This window comes from Litoribacillus peritrichatus, from assembly GCF_039537985.1.
Classification (GTDB): domain Bacteria; phylum Pseudomonadota; class Gammaproteobacteria; order Pseudomonadales; family Litoribrevibacteraceae; genus Litoribacillus; species Litoribacillus peritrichatus.
Genome location: NZ_BAABBN010000015.1, coordinates 163,244 through 177,737, shown reverse-complemented (window position 1 = coordinate 177,737; position 14,494 = coordinate 163,244). Strand labels below are relative to the sequence as shown.

Below are 14,494 nucleotides of genomic sequence, written 5' to 3'. Positions count from 1 at the left end.
CATTCCACAAAAAAGCATCGTAAAAAAGCCCCGTATGTAAAACACCGGGGCAAAGGTGGATCTAACAAGGAAAAGGGAACAACAAATCAGAAGTTATAATTCACTCCTACAGATGAAATAAACAGGCCGTCTTCATCCACAATCGAACTGTCTTTAATGCCATCTCCCAAGAACACATAGGCAGCATTTAAATCCACATCCCAATTTTCCGTGATTTCATAACGGCCGCGAATTCCCGCATACCAATTCAAAGCACTCTTGCCTTTGTAAGCATCGCGGTGCCCATTGGCTTCCTGATTACTGACCCCGTAAAAGTGGTCAACCGACTCGGCACTGGCCCATGTAGCACCGACGGTGGGGTTAATGTTCCAATCACTGTATTTGAAGTCGAAAGTGTAGTGCAGGTCAGCAGACTGGCCACCATGTTCTCCGGTAATCTCATCCAACACCGTCAGTTTTAACCGGCCCATCTCATTGGTATAGGTAGCATATAAACCCGCATCCAGCGTGCCGTCGCGCTCTTTCAGTCCATCCAGCTTTTCGTTGTCGTCGTACTCATCCTTATCCGATAGATACGAGTACTGGCCGGTCAAGACCGCGCCAAAACTGAAGCCATGGGTGCGATATAGAGTCACGCCCAGTTCACCGTCTCCGATGAAAAATGTTTCACCACGATATTCAATATTTGGAGTTAAAAAGCCAAGACTATCTTCATCGGCATATGGGTTAGTCATGCCACCAATGTAGCCGCCAACCACCCATTTACTGTCGCTGTCGCCCGGACTTGCCGCATCACTGACAAGCGCTTCTGAGTAAGCGTTGATTGTGATCAAAGATGAAAAGAGTGCACCCGCTGTCATTTGAAGTGCTTTTTTGGTCATGTTCATAATAAGGTTCTCGTTATGCCTGCGCCTTGCGCGGTCTTTAGCCTGTTAACGAGAACCATATTAATGAGGGCCGATGAACCCAAGCTTGCCGGTAGCTGAACCTCAGCTGAACCATCAAATTAATTCAGATTTAATCAATCGGCTCGCGGCATTCATACACAATGGTCCATGGGGAATAGATTGAAACGTAAGGCCAACTTAAACTCGCCAACCCGTTAATGAAGGTTCTTTCAACGGTAATGCTGTCCCATTGCTGATTGGCGCAGTTGTAGTCCACATTCATTGGTTTGCTGAATTCAATCAAGCCATTAAAGCCGAGGTGGTGCCATTGCTCACGAACAACGGTTTCTTCCATCTTAGGGCCGTTCTCAAATTTCATGGTACCGCACCCGGTCACCACCAAAGTACACAATGCAACGATCGTCTTTTTCATTGGTTACCCTCCGAGCGCTCGGCGCACCAGACCCGGGCTGAACGAGGATAATAAATCCCCAACGTAAACACCTGCCCTAAAATATCAACAAAAGTATCCACCGACTGCATTTGAATCACTGGCCGACCAGCACAGATTTCACGGACATTGACAGAATACTCGCCTTTCAACCCCCAAAACCAATAATGAAAACGCTTTTGATAGGTCGGCGCAGCACTCGACTCTTTTTGATGATCCGTCCGTAAAGTCACAGATGAACAGGCACTTAACGAACCAATCAAAAGAATAATCAATAATTTTCTCACGACACATATCCCTTGGTTGAGAATGTAATTTTGAACATAGCCCCTCCTAACATAGAAACGTCCGTCTCTATTTTCCCCTCATAACTTTTCACAATATCAAATACCACAGCCAGACCGATGCCCTGCCCCAGGCCTTGATTATCCAGTCGCTCACCGCGTCCAAATATTTTTTTACCCTCATGACGACTGAACCCGGCACCGTCATCCTCGATAATAATGACCTGCTGATTCTGTGCTTCAGTCACGCTCACCCGCACCTTTTGCTGACAGTGTTTAAACGCGTTATCCAACAAATTACCAAATATTTCCATCAAGTCATTTTCATCGCCACGAAAAGACAGTTGATCCGACGCCTGAACCTCCACCTCAAGTGCCTTATCCCGGTACACTTTCTTTAAGGCGTCCACCACCATCGTTAATACACTGCTGATTTGAGTGCCCTCACTCAATAAACTGTGGCCGGATATCACTGCACGTTTAAGCTGATATTCAATGGTATTGTTAATTCTTTGTAACGCAGTATTCATAACCTCATTACTGGAGTCCCGGTCAATTTCTCCACGAATGATGGCTATCGGAGTTTTTAAACTGTGAGCCAGATCAGCCATGCTGGCTCGATACTTTTCACGTTGACGATGTTCCTTATCAATCAAAGCGTTCAGGTTCTCTGTGACGCCCGTTAACTCCTCAGGGTAACGACCGAGTAGGCCATGTTGTTGACCTTGCTCTAAAAGTCGAATTTCTTCACCCAAGGCCGCAATCGGCCGGAATGCCATTCTTAACGCCAATAACTGGCACATCAATAAAACAGCTGTGATCGTGAAAAAACCACCAAACAGCCATAGCCGAAAACGGCCGATAACCGCATCCAGAGACGACTCATCTTCACCCACGATTAAATGATAATTAAATAAGCGACCATCCACATCCCAGGATATTTTATACGCCGCCGTCATGTATTCCGTGCCAGCTAAGGTATAACGATCAAAACGCCACGCCCCGGTATTCTCTGCCAATGGTAAATTTTTAACGGGTACCGTCAGCGATAATGAATGCCAAAGAGACGTTTGCTGATCGTCCACCACCACCGCCCACAAACCTGAATTGGCAGTATTAAATCCGGGGTTATGCAATATGGCAGGAATATACAGGTTGCCTTGATCCGTTTGGGTGACGGATAATAACGAAAAGATATGCAGTTTCAGTTTTTCGTGTGTATTTTTTTCCAGCTCTTCAGTGTAAATGATGTCCACCAGAAACATGCCCACCATCATGACCAAAGTCGCCACTAAAATGGTATAGCTGAAAAACCTTGTTCGCAGAGAAACCGGTTTCATATCAGGCTTTCACCGAAAATCGATAACCACGACCACGTAAGGTTTCAATGGGCTTAATTTGATTGTCCGGATCAAGCTTTTGTCGAAGCCTGGCCACCAACACTTCAATGACATTACTGTCCCTTTCCAATTCCTCTTCATACAGGTAATCCGCCAAAACGGCTTTTGAAGCCACTTTATTCGGATGCAACATAAAGTACTGGACCAGTTTATATTCAAAAGCCGTCAAACTGACGCTGTTGTCATGCACTAATACTTCCTGACTGTGTAAATCCAGCTTAATTGGCCCTTGCGTCAATTCACTGTTTGCGTAGCCGCCCGCTCTGCGCAACATCGCCTGTACTCGAGCGATCAGTTCTTCCAGTTGAAATGGCTTGACTAAATAATCATCCGCCCCCGCATTCAAAGCATGAACCTTATCCTGCCAGCTGCTCCTCGCAGTTAACACCAAAATCGGAATGGTGATGTTTTCCTTCCTGAGCTGGGTAATGACCTCAATGCCAGACATGTTTGGCAATCCAAGATCAATAATGGCGAGGTCATACTGATATTCTCTGGAACGGTACAAACCTTCTTCACCATTCAGACTGGCATCCACATAAAATCCGGCTTGCGTCAGTTTTTCCGACAATTGAGCCACCAAAGACGGATCATCTTCGATCAACAATAACTTCATGGCGTATCACTCACCTCAATTTGTTTCACTACACCCTCTTTGGACAAAATTTTAACTCGATAAACCAACTGGCCTTCTGAGGTGATTTTATCGGCGCTCAAAACCGTGCCTTCAAACTCGGCCCGTGCTTTTTCAATCGCGCCACGCAAACCCATGCCTTTAGCGGGTTCAGGCGAAGTCTCCTGAACGTACACCGAAGGTTTCATGATGTCTGTGTTCTGAATTTTATCTTCCACCCAGTGGGTAAAAGGCATGACAAAGCTTTCAACCTGATAGCCCGGCTGCTCCACATGGGTTTCAAACCAATCGTCTGAGGCACTTTGTTCTGCGTCTTTGATAACAGGAGGATCTATCGTATCGACACCCGATTCGGAAGGCAGCTGTGATACCTCGTCTGCACGAACCAGACAGGCATTCCCAAGCACGGCCCCAAAAAGCAATAACGTTCTGATGTATGTATTCACTAGGCACTTATGTTCATTAGGTACATATGTTCATTAGGCACTTTGACTGCAATCTTAAATTAATCCGAAGTATAGAGATTTAAACTGAACCTAAGCTGAATGAAAAATAACTCGGCCACTCTATAAAGTATCACAACCGCTTCAACTCAGAAAATCTGTGCTCCAGACCAAAAAGCCATCTAAACTTTCTACTCAGATAGCTTACTTTGTACCCGCAGTTTTAACTTTAATGGCTTCGAAGGAGAACCCTGTGAGCCAACTCAGGACATTCATCATCGCCGGCCTGTATCTCATGCTAATGGCGTGCTCTTCGGTCACCATTCACCCGACAGCAACCTTCAAATATTCCTCTGAGCCGACTTACCAAGATTCTCGTCATTTTTTCTTTTGGGGATTGGTCGGCCAAACACGGGTCGACGTAAAACAAATCTGTCAGCAAAAGCGTGTTGTTCAAATGCAATCGCAAGCCACCTTTGTGGACGGCTTACTGACCCTCATTACACTCGGAATCTATGCACCGCACTCAGTCAAAGTTTGGTGCGAATAAACAATAATGCCAATCAACTCAAACAGCTTAGGAGCGGGAAGCAATGAAATTATTAACGACTTTAGTCTCATTAATAATACTAAGTGCTTGTACGACCATTCATTTTGATAATGGGGAACCCATCGAAACCTTAGCCAAAACGGAACAGTGGCACCATAACGTGGCGTTAGATCTGGTTGAAGTCTCGGACGCCGTCAATCTGGAAAGGCGCTGCCTCAACCAAGAATGGACGTCCGTGAAAACAGAATTGTCGTTTTTAAATGGTCTGGCAAGACTGGCAGTGAACTGGATCGCACCCATTTGGTACCCAAAAACGGTGGAAATAAGTTGTGACTTCACAGACAAAAAACAACCATCAGCTCAAACTTTAAAGCTATGACCGCCTCTTTGCCCCAAACATCTCTGATTTTCTGATTAAACAGACCAAAGCGGTGCCTTTATTGACCTGTAAGCATTACGTTTCTTCAGAAACGAGTGCTAGAATTGGCCAATGCCGTATGAACACGTTTTCCTCTTTCCAACACATCAGAGAAAACGAATAACAACTGAATACAATTACTAGGGATACCCACAATGTCGAAGGGACAGCAAGTTCGTAAGACCATACAACATATTTCCAACTTCAAAAAAAGTGCATCGTCTGCCGATGTTTACCAAAATGTGGTCAACCACCCTTGGGCACAACCGTTGGTGAAAGCACTGAATTTACCCGTCCCTTTGCCATTAAAGCGCCAACAACAAGCCAGTGAAGAGTTTTTAAGAGGCAAAGCTCTGTTTGGTTCTGCCTCCACAGGCAACAAAGAAGCCAGCCCGGTGGCCAACGCCATTTTAACAACGTTATCGCACGGCTCTGCCAAACTGTTTTACCTTAAAGAGAATGATAGCCAACAAGACTTATTATCTGCCAGTAAAACCCACCCATTACGAATATTAACGGACGCATCTCAAAAGCTGTCTGCTCTGATCTACGACGCCACCAGCGTTGCAAACCCGGAAGAACTGACGGCAGTGTATGACTTTTACCATAACAACATCCGCCGACTTGGGGATCACTCCCGTATCGTGGTCGTAGGTTTAACACCTTCCAGCTGCAAAGAAGCGGCACAAGCGTCTGCAATGTATGCCCTTGAAGGTTTTATTCGAAGTACCGCCAAAGAAATTGGAGGCAAAGCCGCTACCGCAAACTTAATTCAGTTAGAAACTGGCGCCGAGCACTTACTGGAGTCTCCTTTGCGTTACCTTCTGTCTCAGCGTGCCGCTTTCATTACCGGGCAAGCGGTAACCCTCAGCAAAGTCAGTGGCAGCAATGAAAAAATCAACTGGCGCCAACCCCTGATGGACAAAACAGCACTGGTGACTGGTGCTTCAAGGGGTATTGGGAAAGCCATCGCCGAAACACTGGCAAGAGACGGAGCCAAAGTCATCCTGCTCGACATAGAACCCTGCAAGGAAGACCTTGAAAGCTTGGCTCGCCGCTTGGGCGGGCACGCCGTGATCGCGGACGTCAGTGATAAAAAAGGCCTGAACAAACTGATCAAAGACGTTCAAAAAGGCTCAGAAACGATCGATATTCTGGTCAACAACGCAGGAATTACTCGCGATAAAACCCTGGCACGGATGGATATCAAGCGCTGGCAGAGCGTCCTCGATATTAACCTGTCGGCCGTTCAACGCATCACAGAAGCGCTTGTGGATAAAAAAGTATTAAAAGTAAACGGCCGGGTGATCTGCATTTCATCCATTAACGGCATCGCAGGCTGTTTCGGTCAAACCAACTACTCAACCTCAAAAGCCGGTGTGATTGGCTACGTTGAAGCGATGGATAAAGTGCTTGCCCGCCGTAAAATCACCATTAACGCCATTGCCCCAGGCTTTATCGAAACTCAAATGACCCAGGCGATTCCTTTCTTAAGCCGTGAAATCGGTCGTCGGATTAATTCGTTATCGCAAGGCGGACAACCGGAAGACGTGGCCGAAGCGGTAGCAATGTTTGCTAACCCGGCATCGGCAGGGCTGCGCGCGAATACACTGAGAGTATGTGGTCAGAATTTAGTTGGTGCTTAGATTTATTTATTAATATCTTTAACGAAGTATTTAATCGCGTATCCGGAACTCGCTTCGCTCAAACAACGGATTCGCTAAAAATACTTCATTGAAGATATCCTGCCTACAGAAATCACCATCAAAGTTTTATGTACATATTTAAAGAGAATTCACTGTCTGAGCGTAGCGAGTTTTGAATGAACGGCTAAATAAGTACATAAAAATCTGTTTATGTAGCTCGGTACAAAAGAAACGTCATGAGCGAAGATCAGACAATGCTAAATTTTTCGAAGTCGCGGAGTTTATGTTTGATAAATGAGCATGCTGAGAGAAATTTCAACGCAGTATGATCAAGCGCAATAGTTTCCGCACGCAAGAAAGAAATAGGGGTCGCCTTGGCGACCCCACGTGAGCCTTTGTAAAGGCTCGTTCCAAGCGGCCCCCGTCTGATCACTGATCAGCATTTCAGGGCCTGGTCTTATATCAGAGCGTTACGTTCCGCTCAATGTAACGACTTTCGGTCAGAATACAGTCCCTCCCAAAACAATAGAATTGTGTCTAAGAGATCATCTGCGGAGTTCATGAAGTGTTCTTCGTTCACAACATGATTAAAGTAGTAATGTTCTAACTTCTTCATCCGCGCCATTCGATAAGCATCCTGATGCTGACCATTCCAAGTAAACAAAGAGACAGGAAAATCAGCAATACCGTTCGCATGCTTGTATCGAATCAAACCAGCCAAAATCTGATCCCAAAACCCTTGCTCCATCCAAAACTCCAGGGCAAACGCTGAAGCATAAGAGACTTCAGGGTCAGGGTGGCTGTAAAACTTTATCAGCTCTCGGCACACAAAGTCGGTGCTGTCTGTCGCCAACTCTTTCTGGCCGAGAATTTCAAAAGGCATTCCCAAGTGTTCAGCAACTTTAACGATCAGGTTCAAGTGTGGCGTCATAAACCGTAACAGACCGCCTTCAAGCTGATGGGTTTTCATATCACTGAAGTTCTGATCGCCACTCAGATTAAGGCTTAGCTGAGAGAAAGGATTGCCATTTAACCCTTTCATTTCAAAGCCATCCGCAATCATATCTTCAATCGCCGCTTGCTGAGCACTGTCGATGCTCTGCATTTGACTGAACTGTGCATGAGCAAGATTTTCTGCAAAAATCGCAAACTGAATCAAAAAATGCTGTACATCGTAATCGGTCAACTCCCGATCACTGAACCAATCCAAAAAATGATTTTCAGTAAATACTGGATGCTGAGCTACTTCTTGTGTAATTCGTTCTTTGAACCGAAGAAAGTTCTTCAATTCAACCGGTGTATATTTACCATCCAGATACGACATTAATGTGCTATCACTCAGGCCTTCCAAACCGTTAAGATCAAACTGTTGTATCGCAACTATTGGTGACTTCATTCAGACCTCGACTGGCTCATGACCGCTGAGAAAGAGCGTAGGGAAAACACTCCTGAACTACGAGCAACCGATTGTTTTTGTTAGGGCTTATTTCTCTGCCTTCCTGTATTTCAGAGTAGATGCCGTATCCATATGCCGCAAATTTCACATTCCAAAAACTGATAGACGGGTTCACATTTTTCACTTTTTCTTTGGGCAGTTAAAAGGTACTCTAGGGGTCTTCTGATCAAAGAATTATTAAGCACTAAAATCAGAAATTACAAGTCCATTACTTTAAAATTTAAGACTACAACTTCATGCCAGTATACCGCACTCCTGCTGCTCCACACATTATTGAATTTGAAGAAAAACGCAGCCGATTTGTCGCCCACCTGGCCCATTTCAATTCTGACAGCGAATTTAAAGCGTTTCTTGCACAAATACGGGAAGATCACCCCAAAGCCAGCCATCATTGCTGGGCACATATACTGCGTATGCCGAACGATGCTAAGGGCTGGAATCAAAGTGACGATGGCGAACCCAAAGGCACAGCAGGCAAACCTATGCTGAACATTCTGTCTCATGCCGATGTGGGGGAATGCGGTGTTGTCATCGCGCGCTACTTCGGAGGCACTAAACTAGGAACCGGCGGATTAGTCAGGGCTTACTCCGCCGCCACCAAACAAGTACTCGAGGAAGCCAGCTGGTCACCATTGGAAGCGAAAAAAATCCTGGAAATCGTCTCCGATTATCAGGAAATCAACCACGTTCAACGTTGGATGCAATCACATCATATCCAACCTCTGAATCAAATATTCGACGAAAAAGCACAAATAACACTACAAATCACTGAATCCCAATTTGACGAATTAGTTTCTATCGTTGAGGATTTAAGACATACCGCAGTAAAGAATGCATAAGTCATCATGCATTCCACGAAAAGGACACCCACCATGGAAAGACATCCTAAGCGACTCAAACCCAGCGAACTGACAGCTGCGTTTACGGTCTCTGAAAACGAATACAGCGCCACCAGTGAAGTTGAGCCATTCGATGGCATCTTAGGGCAAGACAGAGCCGTTACCGCCATAGAGTTTGGTGTTGCCATGGATCGTCCTGGCTATAACATTTATCTGATGGGCGAATCCGGCACGGGCCGGTCTTCTTACGTACAAGATTACTTAGCGAACATCGCCAGCGACGAAGACACCCCGAGCGACTGGGTATACGTCAACCACTTCGAAAACCCGAAAGAGCCGATGGCCATTGAGCTGCCTGCGGGGTTGGCCAATGATTTCAAGCACGACCTGGAGCGGTTTGTGGATAATTTGATGAGCACCTTTCCATCGGTGTTCGAACATCCCACCTACCAGCACAACAAAAACCAGATCGACCGGGCCTTTAACCAGCAATACGACAAAGCCCTCGACAACGTAGAACGAGAAGCCCTGCGCTCGAATATTGCGGTCTTCAAGGACTCCGGCTCCATTACCTTTACCCCAATCCGTGAAGGCAAAGCACTGGATGAAACCGAGTTTGCCCAATTACCCGATGAAGACCGTGAAATCATTCACCAGACCATCAGTGATCTGGAAGACATGCTCAACAATGAGCTGATTAACCTCCCGCAATGGCGCCGTGAAAGTAACGAGCTGCTGAGAAAGTTGAACCAGGAAACCATCAGCGAAGCCGTAGAACCTTTACTGAAACCGATTAAAAAAGCGTATGGCAAATACAACGGCGTTAAACTTTTCATTGAACGCACCAAAGAGCATTTACTGAAAACCGTGATTGATCAACTGGTGGAAGAGCGTGTTCTGGAAAAGGTAGAAGACTCCCAGAAACGCACCATGCTTCTGGATCAGTACGAACCAAGCATCATGGTCTCCCGCTCCCAGAACAATGGGGCACCGGTCATTTACGAAAGTCACCCAAGCTACCGAAACCTGTTTGGCCGCATTGAGTACACCCCGGATCAAGGCACACTGACCACCAACTACCGTCAAATAGTGCCGGGCGCATTGCATAAAGCCAATGGCGGCTATTTAGTGATTGAGGCGGATAAATTGCTGTCTGAACCCTTCGTTTGGGACGCACTCAAACGAGCGATTAAATCCCGCAAGCTGACGATGGAATCACCTTATTCTGACTTGGGCCTACTCAGCCCTGCGACCCTGTCGCCGGACAGTATTCCGTTACATGTAAAAATTATTCTGATCGGCTCCCGGGAAGTTTATTACCTGTTGCAAGACTACGACGATGAGTTCCGCGAACTGTTCAGAGTGCTGGTGGATTTTGATGAACGTTTGCCCCGAACCCCCACAGCGATTAACTTCTTCACCCAATTACTCAAAAGCCGGGTGGATGAAAAAGGACATAAAGACATCTCAGCAGACGGCGTCGCCCGGATGATTGAATACAGCTCCAGACTGGCCGACAACCAACGTCATTTATCCGCACGCATCGGTGACATTTTTGAACTGCTGGGAGAAGCCGAGCTGGTGCGCAAATTGGCGCGAGACCCGCTGATCGAGCGTAAGCACATCGATAAAGCGCTGTCGGCCAAACAAAACCGGACGGGCCGCATAGCCGATCGCATTTTGGAAGAAATGCTCGACGACACCATTCTGATTGACACCGAAGGCGAAGCCATAGGTAAGATCAATGGTCTGACGGTGCTGGAAATTGGCGACTCCATGTTCGGAACACCGGCCCGAATCACTGCTGTGGTTTACCCGGGTTCTCGCGGCATTGTGGACATTGAGCGCGAAGCCAATCTGGGCCAAGCCATTCACTCCAAAGGCGTGATGATCATGAGTGGTTACATGGGCAGCCGCTACACCACGGACTTCCCGTTAGCCATGTCAGCCAGTTTGGCGATGGAACAAAGCTACGGCCACATCGATGGCGACAGTGCATCACTGGCAGAGCTTTGCTGTTTGTTATCTGCACTGACCAAAACGCCGATCAAACAATCGCTGTCGATGACCGGCTCCATGAACCAACACGGAGAGGTACAGGCCATTGGCGGCGTTAATGAAAAAATTGAAGGTTTCTTCCGTCTTTGTGAAGCTCGCGGTTTAACCGGCGATCAAGGGGTCATCATCCCGAAATCCAACGTTCGTAATTTAGTGCTGGATAAGAAAATCATTGATGCCGTAGAAAATGGCCAGTTCCATATTTTCTCAGTACAACACGCCGATGAAGCGCTTGAGTTGCTGACTGGCGCCGTGCCTGGCGAAGAAGACAAAGACGGCACGTTCCCAGAAGACACCTTCAACGGTAAGGTCGTCAGCCGCTTAAAAGAACTGGCGGAAATAGACGAAGGCATGGAAGAAGAGGAAGAAGCCGACGGTTCAGAACAAGCTGACGAGGGCGAACAAACCAGCGAAGGTGGCGCACCGAAAAAAGCAAAACCAATTCACTGATAACGCTGTTAGCTGATTAATCATAAAAAAACCGGGGCCATCCCCGGTTTTTTTGTTTTTGATTCATAGCTGATTCGATAAGCCGCTTATTCAATAGACAGCCAGCCAAACCCTTCATCCTGATCGGCGACCCGAATCCATTGTCGCTCCCGTTGAATCACGGCATCGAGCGCATCGAGCGACAACTGAACATCATTATTCTGATGGCTGACATGAGACACCACCAAGTGCTGCAATTTGTCCTGATCCACATGGCGCACAAACTCAGCCGCTTGCTGATTGTTCAAGTGGCCATAATCGCCCGCTACCCGACGTTTCAAAGATGGAGGGTATGGGCCTTGGCGCAACATGTCCAGGTCATGGTTGCATTCCAACAGGATGGCATCGCAATCTTTGTAATGATTAATCACATACGGCGTGTAACTGCCTAAGTCAGTCAGCACGCCCAGTTTCCGTTCCTGGTGACTCACCACAAATTGCACCGGCTCTTGCGCATCGTGTGGCACGATCACAGGCTGAATCTTAAAAGCACCTACTTCAAATAACTCATGGCTGCAAATGACTTGCAGCTGCTGGTGTGCTTCCAGTGATTTTGCCCGAGCCGTACCATAGGTCATATACGCCGGAATTTTGTATTTACGTGCGAGCACAGGCACACCTTTGATGTGATCACCGTGCTCGTGCGTGACTAAGATTGCGGAGAGGTCATTCGGAGTAAGCTCAAGCGCCGCCAAACGGCGCACGGCTTCTTTGGCGGTAAAGCCACAGTCAATCATGATGACGGTGTCTTTGGCCTTTATGAGCGTTGCATTTCCTTTGCTGCCACTGCCAATGGATGCAAACTGCACTAGTACAAACGATCCTTAACAAACTCCAGCACTTCAAGCGCTTCGGATTTATCAATCTCGTTACCGTCTTTATCCGTGACCCGAACCTGAGCGCGATACTCGTCAATCTCAATCACTTTCAGAATCAGTTCACGATCACTTTCTTCAATCAGATCAGCACCAAAGATACGCGCGAATATGCCAGGCTCTTCTTCTTTCGCTCTGTGATTGTAGGTGACGAAAATATTCCCTTCGGAACGGTTTCGGTCAGTCACTTTCAAAATGCGCTCGTCTTCAGAGTTCACCACCGACGCCCAGGCACGATCAAAACGGGCTTCCAGCTGAAGTACCACGTTCGTCTCGGTATTCTCAATCGACACCCGCGATTCACCGACAATGCCTTCCGCTAGGAATGACGTGGTTTGACCAGAAACCACCTGCTTGGCCAAATAGGTAATTAATTCGTCTATTACCGCCGCCGAAAGCGCCAGATTTTCGGATTGTTTCGGCCAGGCTTCATTTGGCTCATACACAACAGGTGCGGAAACGCTGTCGTATAAGCCCACCGAACGCTGAACCACATGCACTTCGGTCAAACCGCTACGGATGCCCTGCTCTACCGAAACACGGTACTTATCCAGAAGATCATCGCCCAGATAAACACGGCCCTTAACACGGCTCATCAACGACTGGCGTTCATCGTTTCGTTTCACCCAACGTGTTTCAAGCACACCTTTATTCGGTTGTTCGTACACCACCGCAATGCGGTGTAAATCCCAAAACTGACGGACCAACGGCCAAACCTGATTGGGCGGTTGGGCAACAACAATCCAACGCTGATCGTCCAGCTTGCGAAGTTGAACGCCGTCTTTGTCGTCCGTCAACGAAAGTGGTTCCGGGCGAGGCACTTCGGCAACCAACTCTCCGGCACCAAGCTTTTTCAGCTCGGGCACAGGATACAGATCAATAAACTCCGTAGGAGACTGCCCTTTTAAGCCTTGAGTAGGCTTCGTTGCCTCAATATGTTTGTACTCTTCATCAAGATCTGTAAATAAAGAACATGATGACAACACAAGCGCAGCAGATAAAAAACTGAGAGACTTTACCCACCGACCTGAACCATTAGACCTTACATTTACAGACACTCAATATCTTCCTTAACTATTTTTATATTGCAGATTTTATATTGCAGAAAAGTCTTGCTAATAAAACGATACTAAGACACGGCACCCAAAGCTTTTAACGCATCATGCACTTGCGTGCGATATTGCTCTTGCAATACCGTCAGCGGTAAACGAATACCCAAGCCAACAAGCCCCATATCCGCCAACGCCCATTTCACCGGAATCGGATTGCTCTCAACAAACATGGCACTATGAACCGCCATCATTTCCTCATTGAGTGCTTTCGCTTCTTCCGCCTTACCTTCCAATGCCAACTTACAAAGATCTGACATTTGCTTAGGCAAAACGTTAGCCGTCACAGAAATATTACCGTGGCCACCCGCCAAAATCAGCTGGTAAGCGGTTGGGTCATCACCGGAATAAACGGCGATCTTGTCACCCACCAAATCAATTACTTGCTTAGCGCGTTCTATATCACCGGTGGCTTCTTTGATGCCAACAATGTTTTTAAGTTCAGCGATTCGAGCCACCGTTTCAGGCAACATGTCACAAGCGGTACGGCCTGGCACATTGTAAAGAATCTGGGGAATATCAACTGCATCAGAAATGGCTTTGTGATGCTGAAACAAACCTTCTTGTGTCGGCTTGTTGTAGTACGGCGTAACCAAGAGACATGCATCCGCACCTGACTGGCGCGCCGTTTCTGTTAACTCTATGGCTTCTGCGGTGCTGTTGGCACCGGTACCGGCGATCACAGGTAAACGACCAGCGACACGATTTACCACGTGTTTTATTACCAGGCAGTGCTCTTTCACATCCAGAGTCGCAGACTCACCAGTGGTGCCTACGGCAACAATCGAATCAGTGCCGTTTTCAATGTGAAAATCAATCAAACGGTCAAGAGCGTCCCAGTCGACTTTACCGTTGTCGAGCATAGGGGTAATCAGTGCAACAATACTGCCAGTAATCATTTGGCCTCTCCAGTGGAATTCCAAGCCGGACATTTTAGTGGTCAGCCCAGTAGGAA

The 14,494-nt window shown here is 47.0% G+C and carries 15 protein-coding genes; 5 read left to right on the top strand and 10 right to left on the bottom strand.

The features are described from left to right. Window positions 1-86: 86 nt before the first annotated feature. The 6 genes from ABD744_RS20210 to ABD744_RS20185 form a co-directional block, all read right to left on the bottom strand. Window positions 87-887, bottom strand: a complete 801-nt coding sequence (locus ABD744_RS20210) for a MipA/OmpV family protein (RefSeq protein ID WP_344800407.1) — start codon at window positions 885-887, stop codon at window positions 87-89. A 130-nt stretch (window positions 888-1,017) separates the two neighbouring features. After that, a complete protein-coding gene (locus ABD744_RS20205) occupies window positions 1,018-1,320 on the bottom strand; it encodes a Bor/Iss family lipoprotein (RefSeq protein ID WP_344800406.1) in 303 nt (100 codons plus the stop codon). Next, window positions 1,317-1,625: a Bor family protein gene (locus ABD744_RS20200; protein WP_344800404.1), complete on the bottom strand. Its 309-nt coding sequence runs from the start codon at window positions 1,623-1,625 to the stop codon at window positions 1,317-1,319. Before ABD744_RS20200 ends, ABD744_RS20205 begins: the two co-directional genes overlap by 4 nt. Then, window positions 1,622-2,962, bottom strand: coding sequence for an ATP-binding protein (locus tag ABD744_RS20195; protein WP_344800403.1), 1,341 nt, complete (start codon window positions 2,960-2,962; stop codon window positions 1,622-1,624). Before ABD744_RS20195 ends, ABD744_RS20200 begins: the two co-directional genes overlap by 4 nt. Window position 2,963: 1 nt before the next feature. Next, window positions 2,964-3,638, bottom strand: coding sequence for a response regulator transcription factor (locus ABD744_RS20190; RefSeq protein ID WP_344800402.1), 675 nt, complete (start codon window positions 3,636-3,638; stop codon window positions 2,964-2,966). Continuing rightward, window positions 3,635-4,102: a PepSY domain-containing protein gene (locus tag ABD744_RS20185; protein ID WP_344800401.1), complete on the bottom strand. Its 468-nt coding sequence runs from the start codon at window positions 4,100-4,102 to the stop codon at window positions 3,635-3,637. Before ABD744_RS20185 ends, ABD744_RS20190 begins: the two co-directional genes overlap by 4 nt. Before the next feature lie 250 nt (window positions 4,103-4,352). On the opposite strand from ABD744_RS20185, the gene ABD744_RS20180 reads away from it, so the two are divergent. The 3 genes from ABD744_RS20180 (at window position 4,353) to ABD744_RS20170 (ending at window position 6,713) form a co-directional block, all read left to right on the top strand. After that, window positions 4,353-4,649: a Bor family protein gene (locus ABD744_RS20180; protein ID WP_344800400.1), complete on the top strand. Its 297-nt coding sequence runs from the start codon at window positions 4,353-4,355 to the stop codon at window positions 4,647-4,649. 43 nt (window positions 4,650-4,692) lie between these two features. Further along, complete coding sequence (locus ABD744_RS20175; RefSeq protein WP_344800399.1) at window positions 4,693-5,028, top strand: Bor/Iss family lipoprotein; 336 nt, start codon at window positions 4,693-4,695, stop codon at window positions 5,026-5,028. 194 nt (window positions 5,029-5,222) lie between these two features. Continuing rightward, complete coding sequence (locus ABD744_RS20170; RefSeq protein WP_344800398.1) at window positions 5,223-6,713, top strand: 3-oxoacyl-ACP reductase; 1,491 nt, start codon at window positions 5,223-5,225, stop codon at window positions 6,711-6,713. Between the two features lie 481 nt (window positions 6,714-7,194). Here the strand turns inward: ABD744_RS20170 and ABD744_RS20165 are convergent, their stop codons facing one another. Beyond that, window positions 7,195-8,109: a hypothetical protein gene (locus ABD744_RS20165; RefSeq protein ID WP_344800397.1), complete on the bottom strand. Its 915-nt coding sequence runs from the start codon at window positions 8,107-8,109 to the stop codon at window positions 7,195-7,197. 296 nt (window positions 8,110-8,405) lie between these two features. Between ABD744_RS20165 and ABD744_RS20160 the strand changes: the two genes are divergently transcribed. Beyond that, window positions 8,406-9,008, top strand: coding sequence for a YigZ family protein (locus ABD744_RS20160; RefSeq protein ID WP_344800396.1), 603 nt, complete (start codon window positions 8,406-8,408; stop codon window positions 9,006-9,008). 33 nt (window positions 9,009-9,041) lie between these two features. Further along, window positions 9,042-11,516: a Lon protease family protein gene (locus ABD744_RS20155; protein WP_344800395.1), complete on the top strand. Its 2,475-nt coding sequence runs from the start codon at window positions 9,042-9,044 to the stop codon at window positions 11,514-11,516. An 86-nt stretch (window positions 11,517-11,602) separates the two neighbouring features. On the opposite strand, the gene ABD744_RS20150 is transcribed toward ABD744_RS20155, so the two are convergent. The 3 genes from ABD744_RS20150 to dapA all read right to left on the bottom strand — a co-directional run bounded on the left by ABD744_RS20150 (window position 11,603) and on the right by dapA (window position 14,438). After that, complete coding sequence (locus tag ABD744_RS20150; protein ID WP_344800394.1) at window positions 11,603-12,364, bottom strand: MBL fold metallo-hydrolase; 762 nt, start codon at window positions 12,362-12,364, stop codon at window positions 11,603-11,605. After that, window positions 12,364-13,488, bottom strand: a complete 1,125-nt coding sequence (gene bamC, locus ABD744_RS20145; RefSeq protein WP_344800393.1) for an NlpB/DapX family lipoprotein — start codon at window positions 13,486-13,488, stop codon at window positions 12,364-12,366. Before bamC ends, ABD744_RS20150 begins: the two co-directional genes overlap by 1 nt. 71 nt (window positions 13,489-13,559) lie before the next feature. Next, the gene (gene dapA / locus ABD744_RS20140; RefSeq protein WP_344800392.1) at window positions 13,560-14,438 is read right to left on the bottom strand and encodes a 4-hydroxy-tetrahydrodipicolinate synthase; all 879 of its coding nucleotides are present in this window, start codon (window positions 14,436-14,438) and stop codon (window positions 13,560-13,562) included. Between the last annotated feature and the right edge of the window lie 56 nt (window positions 14,439-14,494).

What these genes read in the sequence shown, in the direction of transcription:
- ABD744_RS20210 (WP_344800407.1), bottom strand. Translation starts at nt 887, where the DNA reads ATGAACATGACCAAAAAAGCACTTCAAATGACAGCGGGTGCACTCTTT.
- ABD744_RS20205 (WP_344800406.1), bottom strand. Translation starts at nt 1,320, where the DNA reads ATGAAAAAGACGATCGTTGCATTGTGTACTTTGGTGGTGACCGGGTGC.
- ABD744_RS20195 (WP_344800403.1), bottom strand. Translation starts at nt 2,962, where the DNA reads ATGAAACCGGTTTCTCTGCGAACAAGGTTTTTCAGCTATACCATTTTA.
- ABD744_RS20190 (WP_344800402.1), bottom strand. Translation starts at nt 3,638, where the DNA reads ATGAAGTTATTGTTGATCGAAGATGATCCGTCTTTGGTGGCTCAATTG.
- ABD744_RS20175 (WP_344800399.1), top strand. Translation starts at nt 4,693, where the DNA reads ATGAAATTATTAACGACTTTAGTCTCATTAATAATACTAAGTGCTTGT.
- ABD744_RS20170 (WP_344800398.1), top strand. Translation starts at nt 5,223, where the DNA reads ATGTCGAAGGGACAGCAAGTTCGTAAGACCATACAACATATTTCCAAC.
- ABD744_RS20165 (WP_344800397.1), bottom strand. Translation starts at nt 8,109, where the DNA reads ATGAAGTCACCAATAGTTGCGATACAACAGTTTGATCTTAACGGTTTG.
- ABD744_RS20160 (WP_344800396.1), top strand. Translation starts at nt 8,406, where the DNA reads ATGCCAGTATACCGCACTCCTGCTGCTCCACACATTATTGAATTTGAA.
- ABD744_RS20155 (WP_344800395.1), top strand. Translation starts at nt 9,042, where the DNA reads ATGGAAAGACATCCTAAGCGACTCAAACCCAGCGAACTGACAGCTGCG.
- dapA (WP_344800392.1), bottom strand. Translation starts at nt 14,438, where the DNA reads ATGATTACTGGCAGTATTGTTGCACTGATTACCCCTATGCTCGACAAC.